The following is a 12,933-nucleotide window of genomic DNA, read 5'->3' as shown; positions in this document are numbered from 1 at the left end:
TTCAGCGTATATTCAGATTCATATTTTACAATCTCCTTGAACTTCGAAAACATAAATCTGTACTTCAAGGAGGATTACACATGGTGAAGAAGAAAAATTTGCTGAGAAAGTTCATGGCAGTTACACTAAGTCTTGCTATCGTCTCAACGGCGTTTGGAGTTGCTGGAAACACGCCCGTAGTTAGTGCGGCGGATGCAGGTGTAACGAAAGCGTATGAATCCCTGTTCGCGGGTGACAGAATCATTGATGTTAAAGTAACGATTGATGATGCGGATTGGAAAAGTATATTAGCAAGTCCCCTCGAAAAAGAATACAAAAAAGTTAAGGTTGAAGTTGACGGGAATGTTGTTGAAAATGTTGGATTTTCTACTAAAGGGAATCTGACGTTAAAATCGGTAGCCAGTATGACAGACTCGGACAGATACAGCTTCCGGCTGAAATTTGATAAATATGATAAGAAGCAAACGTTACTTGGTCTTGATAAAATGGTACTGAACAACAATTTTTCGGACCCTTCGTATATTCGTGAATATTTACATTACGAAGCGCTCCGTTCTGTTGGTGTGGATGCACCTTTGACTGTGTTCACCAACCTGTATATCAACGGAGAATTATATGGGTTTTATGTAGGTGTGGAAGCGATAGATGACAGCTACCTGGAACGTACCTATGGAGAAACTTATGACGAAGGTGTTCTGTATGATACAGAAGAAAAAAGTTATCTGCAGTACAAAGAAGACAGTGACTACGAAACGATAACTTATGATACAGGTAAAGAAGATGATAAAGCTTCGTTAAAGAACTTCATCAAGGTACTGAATGAGATGCCTGCCGGTGAGAAGGGTTCTATTGAAAGTGTGCTAGATGTGGATTCGGCCCTGAAGTATATCGCCACTAATGCTGTATTGGGTAACTATGACAGCTATAACGGGGATAAAGGTCATAATTATATGTTGTACGGGGATGCATCCGGTAAATTTAGTGTACTTCCATGGGATATGAACATGTCCTTTAACGGGTATTCTGGTGGCGGAGGCGGCAGAGCAGGTACAACAGCTGCTGCGGGCACAACATCTACATCGGCAACAACCATCGCAGCCAATACCAACGCAGTAACTGCATCGATTGATAATCCTACACTTGGGATAAGTTTAGATCAGGTCCCAATGATTGCTAATCTGTTGGAAGTGCCTGAATATAAGACTATATACTTGAAATATGTATCTGAGCTGGTAGATTATTTGGAAGGAATTCAGAGCAGAATCACTGAATTGGCTACCTTGATTAAACCTTACGTTCAAGCAGATCCAACCAAATTTTATACCATGGAACAATTTGAAAGTAATGTTACTTATTCAACAACAGGCGAGACGGGTGGTAGTGGAGGAATGACTCCACCAGCTGGGATGGAAGGCATGACACCTCCTGAAGGGATGGAGGGCATGACACCTCCGGATGGAACGACACCGCCAGCACGTCCTGATAATACAGGGACTGCGACTGATGGTAATCCTACACCTCCAACAGGTAACGCTGGAGGCGGGGGACAAGGTATGGGCACAATGGCTGCAGGTTCGATTATGACCTTTGCGCTGAACAGACTTGCTAATCTGCAAGGCCAGCTAGGACTTAACGTCACACCTCTACCCTCTGTAACTACTACACCATCAACAACGAATCCGAACACGACGGGCACTAAGGGAATATCCGTACTTTTAAACGGAACAGCGGTCAGCTTTGCAGATCAGCTTCCTGTGAATAAGGATGGCCGTGTGCTGGTGCCAGTGAATGCAATCTTTAATGCTCTGGGTGCTACAGTAACCATGGATCAAACGACTAAGAAAATTACCGCAATAAAAGACAATACAACGATCGTAATGGCCATTGGCAGCAAGACTGCTTACATCAATGGCAAAGTACTCACACTCGACGTTCCTCCGCAAATTATCGGAAATCGGACACTGGTTCCGGTAAGATTTATTTCCGAGGGATTGAATATGGATGTGAAGTGGGATGCAGGGACTTCTACAGTTACAGCTACGACTAAAACAGCAGCTTAATAATTAGCTTTATCGCGTATGCGGAAATCCGGGGCAAGCTCTGGATTTCCGCATTTTTTAATTCAAGCAGATCAACTCGTGCTGCTGCTAGAGAGCAGTGGCGGAAACCAGACATGACGAAGATCGACCCAACCCTGGCTATTGAAGCTAACCCCGCGGACAGAGGGGAGATAAGCTGTCTGAGTCGGCTTTTCATACAAAATATGTAGGTGGTGCTCTTTAATCAGACGGTTCTCGATGATACTGAAACTTTCCGCTCGGGCCACCGGATTAGGTTCGCGCGCGATGGTATATAGCCAGCCTTCTATATCCGCCCGGGTATGCGGTTCAATATGCTGGGAGAGCGTGAGGTATAGATCAAATAAACGAAGTTGTTCATCCTCGTCACGGAATAATGAGAAAACAATCAGGTCAGATTCCAGCCGAATCGGACCTTTAAATTCCTCTGGAGACACGGAAATGACATTGCATTTATAACCTTGTTGCTCTAGTCTAGTGGCAATAAAATCAGCATCGCCAGCATATTGTGGAATCGTAGAGATTTGCAACGTGATTTCTTGATCTATTATCGCTTCTTGCTCGATGGACGCTGAATCGTCTTTTAAACAGGAGACTATTTTTGCCCGAAGCAGGGGATCGCTTAGCGGTCCCTTTTTTTGCGTATTGCAGGTGACGAATTTCCGAATGGAAGACTCCGAATGAATTCGGCTCCAGGTCGAAGAACTGGCGGATGAGGGATTCTGAATCACGTGAAAAGCAGAACCCGTATCAGAGGATGACGTTTCGGTATCCCACGGGACATAAAGGATTTCAACCCGATCTAAATGAGCCCGTCCTTGAAAATAATAAGGAAAAACCTCCAGCACACAAGTGTCCTCGGTCATATCCACAACCTTAAAGGGGCCAGTCCCCACGGGTCTACGGCCAAAGCTCTGCTCATCCATTCCTTCTAAATCACGCGGTACAATTGCGGCTCTGCTCGTACACAAAAATGGTAGAAATAGTTCATTAGGCTGCTTAAGCGTAATTTGAACGGTAGATGGATTTAATGCGGTGACCCGCTGGATTTCTTTGAAAATATAGCTATAGAGTGTCCGTTTAGAGGTTTGCATCAACCGTCCCAGGGAATAGACTACATCCTTGGCTGTCAGCACTTTTCCATGATGGAATAACACCTCTTTGCGTAGAAAAAAAGTCCAGAGCGTCCGGCTCTCATCGACTTCCCAGGCGTGAGCCAGACAGGGAACGATTTTGTCCTGTTCACCACTTCGTTTCACTAACCCGTCGAAAACATGGCTGGAAACAAATGACTCTGCCAGCAGATTCATATACAACGGATCGAAGGTATGGAGTTGCTGGGTAATAGGCAGCCGGAGAGTATCAATTTGCTTGTCACTACGAATTTCAGAATGATGCCCAAAATAGGTCAGCAGCCAACCCTGCAGTGTATCCTGCAGTGAGGTGGAGCTGGCATGGGTTTTGATACCTTCTATAGCGTTGTGGACATCTTTGCGGCTAATCGCCTGCATCATGGATTGAAGGGCAATTTCTTCGGAGGGAACAAGAAATTGCAGCAAAGAGCGGCTTCCCCGCCCACGCTTAGGCGTCCATTTGATCCATTCCTGCAACATCATTTTATTCACAATATGCAGGGCATTGCGGTGTGTACAGCCGAAAATCAATGCCAACTCATCCATCGTCACTGAGATTTCTGTGGCTCCCCCAAAATGAGATTGCAGCTTTAAAAATTGGCTATGCAGCTTCATTGTTTTGGTTCCTTTCGGAAAATAGGAAATTATAAATAAATTCTTTCTCTTTTTTTTCTTATTTTATCACGTAAAATAAGGATGAGAAAGTAAGAAAATGGGGGTAATTACCATGACCGAGGAAATGGAAACGGGAACGGGACTTAGGCTTAATCGATCGCTTGCTGCTTTGCTTGCCGCGTTCTTACTGGCAATAGTTCATCAGTATTTATTTTATGGGAAGCTGGCGGGCCTATCGTATCCAATCTTTGTATGTCTGTTCTATGCGTTCATGCTTTATTATGCCAAGGCTAAAATCCGCAAGCTTAACAAATTCAGTTACTTCTGGTTTGGAGCGATTTTTCTACTTTCATTAACCTATTTATTCTTTCATAATTTTTTCTTCTTTGGGCTGAACCTGCTGGTGATCCCGGTGTTGATTTTATTACATATGACTTATTTGCTTAGTGATAAACGGCCGGCTTGGAGCCGGCTTGGATTAGTGGGGAACACGCTGGAGCATGTGCTTCCACAGAATTTCCGCCATTGGAGCACTGTGTTTACGATCATTAAAAGGTCTGGCGGCAGTAAAATGAAGGACGAGCGTAAGCAGGTTATGGGGAAAGTGCTGATAGGACTTGCGATCTCTTTTCCAATATTGCTGGTTGTGGTGACTCTGCTGTCCTCAGCGGACGGAGTGTTTCATCATGTACTGCTGGCGCTGCCGAATGTGCTGGATCAGATTTCATTTGGGGAAGGTTTTGTGCGGGTGCTGTGGATTATCCTGCTGGGCATGGGCTTGTTCGGCTTAGTGTGGGGGTATGTGGATTCGAAAATCTATGACTGGAATATGCAGCCTAAGGAATATGGTCCAGTGCTGGCGCCTGTAAGCTTTAAAATGGATCCGATAATTATGACGACGATTCTTATAGCCATTAACACGGTATATGTATTGTTTGTTTTCGTACAGTTTTCTTACTTGTTTGGAGCATGGGAAGGGATTTTACCAGAGGGCAGCTCATATGCTGATTACGCACGTAGTGGATTTTTTGAGCTGATTATGGTGGCTGCGATTAATTTCGTGATTTTGCTGCTGGCTTTGGTGTCGGAAGGAAAAAGAAGTGGAGGGCTGCAAAAATTTATTAATGTTCTGCTCTACATTCTGGTTGGTTGCTCGACAGTTATGCTATATTCCGCCTATACCCGTCTGACTCTTTATGAAGAGGTGTATGGCTATACCACGACTCGGTTTTTAGTGCATGCATTTATGATATTTATGGGCTTATTGTTGGTGGTTGCAGCCTTACGGATAGCTGTTCAGCGTGTGCCATTGGCGAAATGTTATATTGTGCTGGGCTTGATCTCCTACGTCGTCATGAACTATATCGGGATGGATGTTATTATCGCTAATAAAAATATGGATCGTTATGCAGCGAGTGGTAAATTGGACGCCAATTATTTGGTCCGTTTATCTCCGGAGGTCATCCCTTCTCTGATAAAGTTTAGTGAACAGGAAGATGGGATGCTGGATGATTTTTTGAAGAATGAATGGAGAGAACTCAATAAGCGTGAGTGGGCATGGCAGTCGTTTAATTTCCCGCAATATCTGGCGCAGCGTGAGCTGGCTGAATATTTTGCACAGTAAAGGTAAGAAGAAGGTGTGAGGTCAGTGAGGAAGAAGCCATTTAAAAGAGGCTGGTCATTTATCATTATTTTTATTACGGTAGGTTTAAGTTACGGGATCTATCATATCTATTTATACAATGCGCCCAAACAAAATCATTACTCGCGTGTTTCCAGCACCCATCTTGAACAGGAAAGTCTGGGCGGCATTCAGCTGCTTCAAAGCCTTGATTCAATCGCTAGGGAACCTAAGCCAAATAATGATATAGAGCGGTATCAGTATTATGATCTGGGTCATGAGACAACAATAGCCACAGCACGTGGTGATGATAAGATCATTCTAATCAGCGTCTATTCCGATCATACGATGAGTACGGCAAGAGATATTCATATTGGAGCTTCAGCGGACGAAGTGATCAAGGCTTATGGCACTTCTTATTATAAAAGAGGGGAGCAAGGGGCTGAGATTATCGGATACGTGGATAAAATCAACCATCGGAGTATTGAATTTTGGCTGCAGGATCAGAAGGTAGATATGATTCGTTATTGTGTGGATTCTGTTGTAATGTAAAGTGTCATAGGAAAACCTTATTAAAAAGGACATATGTCCTTTTTTTGTGGGGTATTCTAAATTACACTGGAGCAAACAATAGAGGGGGCACTACATGCAGACGATAAATGACCGTGAGGCTGTCCGTGCCTTGGCAGTGAAGAACGGTCTGGACGGAATATTTAGCCCGCTGGTAACGCATAAAATGGAGTTGAGACGTTACGCGGATGAAGAAAAGCTGTGTTTGGTTGGCGATCAATTGGATGGGATGTTCATATTGGTTGAGGGCAAGCTCAAAATTCAGACCTTGCTGCCAAATGGCAAATCTATGCTGGTGCGGTTTACAAATCCGATATCTGTGATTGGGGATGTAGAGCTCCTTCACCGGTTCCCTGTTAAGAATCAAGTGGAGTCTGTGGGTGAGAGCTTGATTCTTTTTGCAGGGAGAAGACTACTCCTGAGAGAGCTTGAGGAAAATACAGCGTTGTTACGTTTTCTCGTCGGAGAACTTAGTCACAAATTGCATACGCTCGGTCAAGCCTCCGCACTTAACCTGTTGTATCCTGTGGAGAATCGATTTGCCAGTTATTTAATGTCTTTGTTCGCGGATAAAAATGGTGACCGGCGGGTGGAGGAGATTCGGACCTCAAGTCTTATTGAGACAGCAGAATTGCTTGGCACAAGCTATCGGCATCTTAATCGAATTGTACGGCGTTTTATTGATGAAGGAATCATTACACGAAATCGTGGACGCTTAAGTGTACTGGATGAATCGAAGCTGGCAGAGCTGGCTAACGGAAATTTATACGAATAAAAAGATCTCAAGAGACCATTAGTTCCTGCCTCGGCCGGAAATAGGGGTCTTTTTGTTTTTTTAAGCAAACATTCAGTTCAAATTCAGAGAGGCTTAAGGGAGAGCTAGTAGGATAAAAGTACCAAATAGATCTACATACATATAGAGATGAGGAAAACCGATGGTGAAAAGTATCCGTGGGAAAATAGTCTTAGGATTTACTGCTGTGATTATAGTCTTTCTAGTGGCGATAGCCGGAAACACATTGTTTCAGGGGAAGGTTACCCAATTGACAGATCAGGTTAATCGTAACTGGGACAAGCTGTCACTTGTTCAGGGCTTAACGGATAAGATTCGTACCGCAGATGAGCTGGGTGCTCGTTATGTGATGAGTAACACAGATGATGAGCGGAATTCATATCTGGCGCAGTATGAAGAAATGCTCCCATTGATTGAAAATGCTATTACAGAGCTGGAGAATGCCCGATTAAGTGAAGCTGAGTTAAAGGGTGTAGCTGAGCTGAAGAGCAAATGGAATGATTATTTAATCGTTCTGAAGGAAGCTTTTGCCTTAGCTAAGGAAGGCAACTTCCCGGAAGCGCAGAAGAAATTCACGAACCTGTCATTAGACGCTATGATTGAATCTCAGATTGTGTTTCAGAACATGCTCATAGAGGAAATAGAGAATGGACAAAGCCTGGCAAATTCGCATCGTAACAACGCTTTGATTACTAGCTTTGGTGTGACTGGATTGTCGGTAGTGCTCGCGGTGATCCTTGCGCTGCTAATTTCTGGACGGATTATTAAACCGCTTCGTGATGTGAACACTCAGTTGAAGGAAACTGCAGATGGGGATGCCGATCTTACGCGCAAATTAAGTGTTCGTTCTAAAGATGAGATTGGTGAACTGGCGTTTAACTTTAATAAAATGACAGATAATCTGGGCACGATGATTGAACAGGTGAAGTTATCGGCGAATAGTCTCGCGAATTCCTCTACAAAGCTTAGGTCAGATAGTGGAGTGACGGCAGGCGCCACAGAACGAATATCGCATATTATGGGTGAAGTCGCTTCCGGAACAGCCAGACAGATGAATGATTTGCAGACCAATACAATTACAATCTCAGAAATATCTCTAGGAATCGGTCAAATTGCTGCCAGTGTCCAGGACATCTCGGAAGCCTCCCATCGCTCTGCGGCATTTGCCATTACAGGAGATGAATCCCTTCACGCCGCTGGACAGCAAATGGAATCGATTAATCGCTCCATACAATCTTTATCACAGCAAGTCCAAGGTTTTGTGAATCGATCCCAGGAGATTGGCAGTATTGTAGGAGTCATAAAAGGAATCGCTTCGCAGACGAATATGCTGGCCCTAAATGCGACGATTGAGGCAGCTCGTGCTGGTGAACAAGGTAGAGGTTTCGCTGTGGTTGCCGATCAGGTCCGTAAGCTGGCAGAGCAGTCCGCGGAATCCGCCAATCAAATTGCAGAAATGGCGACTGGGATCCAAAGTGAAGCAGATGACGCGATGAAGGTGATGATGAGCAGCATGCGTGAAGTAAAGGGAGGTACGGAGATTATCGAAGAAGCGGGACGTTCCTTCGGTGAGATTCGATTATCTATAGATTCACTCGCCGAACAGGTTCAGGAAGTATCTGGAGCCGTAGAGGAGATTACGGCGGCTGCGGATGAGATTGTAGAGTCAATTCGTAACGTTACGCAAATCTCGGAAACAACCGCTGCGAGTACTCAGCATGTGTCAGCAGCCTCACAAGAGCAAATGGCTTCGGTCGAACAAATTGCATCCTCTGCAAGTGAATTAAGTACAATGGCGCATGGACTGCAAGGGTTGGTAGCTAGATTTAATGTATAACACGAAGCGTCGGAGAGTTAAGGGGCAATATAGTCCCCTTGTCCTCTCCGGGGCTTTTTTTGTTGAACGTAATATCCCACATACAAAGCATAGAAATCGCCATCGACGGCCATCTACCTATAACTTATATTATTAGCGTTATTAGTTAGCTTGTATCCGTAATCCATCATTTCAAATGTAGGAGGCGAATGTCTATAAAACTACTGTTTTGAAAGCGCATCCTTTCTGCTGTATAGCTCCACAAAATTTTGGAAGGTGGTTATTCAATGATAGCAGCTTCTAAAAGATTTACCGGGAAGACGGCAGTACTTTATTGTTTGATTGTTATATTATTTGTAGGTCAGTTAGGATTATATCCCTCGGTGAGTTTAGCTGCGGGGAATTTAGCCCAAGGGAAGACTATTACTTCAAGCTCGTTCGGTGATGTATACGTAGCAGCCAATGCTAATGACGGCAGCCAAGGAACGTATTGGGAGAGCGCAAGCGGTGTTTTTCCACAATGGATTAAAGTGGATTTAGGGGCAGCAAGCAGCGTGAATCAGGTTGTGTTAAAGCTGCCTACGAATTGGGAAACAAGAACTCAAACGTTAGCGGTGCAAGGGAGTACAGATGATGCAGCTTACAATAACTTAGTAGATTCCGCCAATTATACATTTAATCCAACGAGTGATTCCAATACAGTGACCATCAGCTTTACAGCTGCGAATGTCAGATATGTTAAACTGAATTTCACATCCAATACGGTCTGGCCAGCAGCACAGTTAGCGGAATTTGAGGTTCATGGTAATACAACTACAACTCCATCCTCAGGATATGAAGCGGAGAATGCCGCATTATCCGGTGGTGCCAAGGTTAACACGGATCATACAGGTTATACAGGTACAGGATTTGTTGATGGTTACCTAAATCAAGGTGCTGCAACTGCATTTAGTGTTAATGTAGCTTCTGCTGGTAACTATGATGCTACATTAAGATTTTCAAATGCATCAGGCAGTACAAAAACCATTAGTGTTTATGTGAATGGAACTAAAATTAAGCAAACCTCACTTGCGAATCTGGCCAATTGGAATACGTGGTCAACAAAGATTGAGACGCTGGCTCTGAATGCTGGCGCTAACACGATTACTTATAAGTACGATACAGGAGACACTGGAAATGTGAATCTAGATAATTTGAACGTCACTCCAGCTTCTGCGACAACACCAACGCCGACGGCAACTCCAACACCAACGGCAACACCTACCTCAACTCCAACGGTAACACCAACACCGACACCGACGGTAACTCCTACGCCAACACCGACAGTAACACCTACACCAACTCCAACGGTAACACCGACCCCGACACCAACAGTTACACCAACGCCTGGGGCGGGTTCCAATCTGGCTTTGAACAAAAGCATCAACGCTTCCTCTTCCGTCTTTACCTTTGTTCCTGCAAATGCGAATGACGGTGATGTAACTACTTACTGGGAAGGAGCAGGAGGAAGTTATCCCAATACATTATCTGTAAACCTGGGTAGTAATGCCGATATTACATCCATTGTCCTCAAACTGAATCCATCATCGGCCTGGTCCACACGTACTCAGACTATTCAAGTGCTTGGGCATAATCAGAATACAACAGCCTTTACTAGTCTTGTGCCAGCAACCGTGTATACTTTTAATCCGGCAACCGGCAATACGGTCACTATTCCGGTAACGGCCACGGCTAGTGAAGTACAGTTGAAGATTACCACCAATACTGGTTCAACCGCTGGACAAATCGCTGAATTCCAAGTGATGGGTGCACCAGCTGCTAATCCGGATTTGGCGATAACCGGTCTTACATGGTCACCTTCAGCTCCAGTAGAGACCAATGCCATTACTTTAAATGCAACGGTAAAAAATATTGGAACATTAGCTTCCACAGCGACTAATGTAAATTTCTACTTGGGCAGCACACTTGTAGGTACTAGCCCAGTGGGGGCATTAGCGGCTGGCGCATCTACGAACGTCACTTTAAATATGGGCGTAAAGGATGCAGCTACCTATACTTTAACTGCAAAGGTTGACGAGAATAATACGGTTATTGAATTGAACGAAGGCAATAACAGCTTCACTAGTCCAAATTCTCTTATTATTGCTCCCGTATCCAGTTCTGATCTAGTAGCTTCCCCAGTTAGCTGGACACCAAGCAATCCAGCAGGCGGCAATGTGGTCAGCTTCTCGGTGGCAATCAAGAATCAAGGGACGGCAGCATCCGCAGGGGGTGCTCATAACATAACCTTGAAGGTTCTGGATGCTACTACGAATGCTGTACTCCAAACCTTAACTGGAACCTATAACGGCGTGATTGGCAGTGGAGTAACAGCGCCTCCTGTTAGCCTTGGCACTTGGACAGCAGCTAATGGCAAATATACTGTGAAGACCGAAATTGCAGTAGACACTAATGAGCTGCCAGTTAAACAAGCCAACAATATTCAAACACAGTCTCTTTTTGTAGGTCGTGGAGCCAATATGCCTTACGACATTTATGAGGCTGAGGAGGGTGTGATTGGTGGCGGGGCTGTGAAGCTTACTGCTAATCGGACCATTGGAGATCTTGCGGGTGAGGCTTCAGGCAGAAGAGCAGTTACACTGAATACTACAGGTAGTTATGTAGAATTCACTACTAAGGCTGACACTAATACACTGGTCACCCGCTTCTCGATTCCAGATTCGGCGAGTGGAGACGGTACGAATGCTACACTGAACATCTATGTGAACGGAGTTTATACCAAGGCGATTAATCTGACCTCTAAATATGCATGGCTGTACGGTTCAGAGATAAGTCCCGGCAATTCACCAAGCGCGGGCTCTCCGCGGCATATTTATGATGAAGCCAACATTATGTTCGACAGCACGATTCCGAAAGGTAGTACGATTCGACTGCAAAAAGATGTTGCAAATACCTCGCAGTATGCCATTGATTTCATCAGTCTGGAGCAGGTTTCACCGATTGCCAATCCAGATCCGGCTAAATATACGGTCCCAGCCGGTTTTACACATCAGGATGTGCAAAATGCGCTAGATAAAGTACGCATGGATACGACCGGAAATCTTGTAGGTGTGTATTTGCCAGCAGGTAACTATCAGACCTCCAGTAAATTTCAAGTCTATGGAAAAGCAGTGAAGATCATTGGTGCAGGCCCATGGTATACGAGATTCTACGCTCCAACGAATCAGGAGAATACGGATATCGGTTTCCGGGCAAGCGATACCGCTAATGGCTCTACTTTTGCGAATTTTGCTTACTTTGGGAACTACACATCACGTATTGATGGTCCGGGTAAAGTATTTGATTTCTCCAATGTGGCAAATATTACGATCGATAACATTTGGACCGAACATCAGGTGTGTATGTACTGGGGAGCTAATACGGATTACATGGTGATCAAAAACTCCCGTATCCGCAACACCTTCGCTGACGGCATCAATATGACGAATGGCAGCACGAATAATCTCGTATCCAATATTGAGGCACGGGCAACAGGGGATGATAGCTTTGCATTGTTTTCGGCTATTGATTCCGGTGGTGCAGATATGAAGGATAATATTTATGAAAATCTCACTTCAATCTTGACCTGGCGGGCAGCAGGTGTAGCCGTCTATGGCGGATATGCCAATACCTTCCGCAACATTTATATTGCCGACACGCTTTGCTATTCTGGAATTACGATCAGCTCACTTGACTTCGGGTATCCAATGAACGGCTTTGGCGCTTCACCGACAACGAATTTTGAGAATATTTCCATTGTTCGTGCAGGTGGACATTTCTGGGGGGCACAGACCTTCCCGGCAATCTGGGTATTCTCAGCCTCTAAGGTATTCCAAGGCATTCGTGTCAGTGATGTGGATATCATTGATCCAACCTATCATGGTATCATGTTCCAAACCAACTATGTCGGCTCCACGCCACAATTCCCAGTGACAGATACCATCTTCACGAATGTCACAATTTCCGGTGCGCAAAAGAGTGGAGATGCTTTTGACAGCAAATCCGGAGTGGGCATCTGGGTAAATGAAGCGGCTGAGGCTGGGCAAGGTCCTGCCAGAGGGTCAGCCACCTTTAACAATCTGAAGATTACCAACACGGTAACGAATATTAAAAACAATACGTCTACTTTTACGATTAACGTTAATCCTTAAAAATAAATGCTGCAAGTACTGAACAGCCGTCTCCCGCTTTCGTGGGGGGCGGTTGTTTTCAGGTTGCAGAAACCAAGGGTTCTGAATCGACAGGAGGTGCTGCTCACGTTACAATAA

At 44.7% G+C, this 12,933-nt stretch carries 7 protein-coding genes; 6 read left to right on the top strand and 1 reads right to left on the bottom strand.

Annotated features, from left to right (window positions below; translation table 11 throughout):
* Positions 1–80: 80 nt before the first annotated feature.
* Complete coding sequence (locus tag MKY63_RS29745) at positions 81–2,060, top strand: CotH kinase family protein (protein ID WP_339810836.1); 1,980 nt, start codon at positions 81–83, stop codon at positions 2,058–2,060.
* A 71-nt stretch (positions 2,061–2,131) separates the two neighbouring features.
* Here MKY63_RS29745 and MKY63_RS29740 read toward each other — a convergent pair whose 3' ends face one another.
* The gene (locus MKY63_RS29740; protein WP_076130646.1) at positions 2,132–3,826 is read right to left on the bottom strand and encodes an ABC transporter substrate-binding protein; all 1,695 of its coding nucleotides are present in this window, start codon (positions 3,824–3,826) and stop codon (positions 2,132–2,134) included.
* A 112-nt stretch (positions 3,827–3,938) separates the two neighbouring features.
* Here MKY63_RS29740 and MKY63_RS29735 point away from each other — a divergent pair, with 112 nt between their 5' ends.
* The 5 genes from MKY63_RS29735 to MKY63_RS29715 all read left to right on the top strand — a co-directional run bounded on the left by MKY63_RS29735 (position 3,939) and on the right by MKY63_RS29715 (position 12,816).
* The gene (locus tag MKY63_RS29735; protein ID WP_248548029.1) at positions 3,939–5,450 is read left to right on the top strand and encodes a DUF4173 domain-containing protein; all 1,512 of its coding nucleotides are present in this window, start codon (positions 3,939–3,941) and stop codon (positions 5,448–5,450) included.
* 24 nt (positions 5,451–5,474) lie between these two features.
* Positions 5,475–5,999, top strand: coding sequence for a hypothetical protein (locus MKY63_RS29730; RefSeq protein WP_076130648.1), 525 nt, complete (start codon positions 5,475–5,477; stop codon positions 5,997–5,999).
* Between the two features lie 94 nt (positions 6,000–6,093).
* A complete protein-coding gene (locus MKY63_RS29725) occupies positions 6,094–6,792 on the top strand; it encodes a cyclic nucleotide-binding domain-containing protein (protein ID WP_036683474.1) in 699 nt (232 codons plus the stop codon).
* Between the two features lie 160 nt (positions 6,793–6,952).
* Positions 6,953–8,647 (top strand): methyl-accepting chemotaxis protein, encoded by a 1,695-nt coding sequence (locus MKY63_RS29720; RefSeq protein WP_339810835.1) that lies wholly within the window; start codon positions 6,953–6,955, stop codon positions 8,645–8,647.
* A 266-nt stretch (positions 8,648–8,913) separates the two neighbouring features.
* Positions 8,914–12,816, top strand: a complete 3,903-nt coding sequence (locus MKY63_RS29715; RefSeq protein ID WP_339810832.1) for a discoidin domain-containing protein — start codon at positions 8,914–8,916, stop codon at positions 12,814–12,816.
* Positions 12,817–12,933: the final 117 nt, after the last annotated feature.

This window comes from Paenibacillus sp. FSL R7-0189 (assembly GCF_037969925.1).
GTDB lineage: Bacteria > Bacillota > Bacilli > Paenibacillales > Paenibacillaceae > Paenibacillus_AQ > Paenibacillus_AQ odorifer.
This window is presented reverse-complemented; position numbering and strand designations above follow the sequence as displayed.

Coding starts and splice junctions, on each gene's coding strand:
- MKY63_RS29745 (WP_339810836.1), top strand. CDS start 81: ATGGTGAAGAAGAAAAATTTGCTGAGAAAGTTCATGGCAGTTACACTA.
- MKY63_RS29740 (WP_076130646.1), bottom strand. CDS start 3,826: ATGAAGCTGCATAGCCAATTTTTAAAGCTGCAATCTCATTTTGGGGGA.
- MKY63_RS29735 (WP_248548029.1), top strand. CDS start 3,939: ATGACCGAGGAAATGGAAACGGGAACGGGACTTAGGCTTAATCGATCG.
- MKY63_RS29725 (WP_036683474.1), top strand. CDS start 6,094: ATGCAGACGATAAATGACCGTGAGGCTGTCCGTGCCTTGGCAGTGAAG.
- MKY63_RS29720 (WP_339810835.1), top strand. CDS start 6,953: ATGGTGAAAAGTATCCGTGGGAAAATAGTCTTAGGATTTACTGCTGTG.
- MKY63_RS29715 (WP_339810832.1), top strand. CDS start 8,914: ATGATAGCAGCTTCTAAAAGATTTACCGGGAAGACGGCAGTACTTTAT.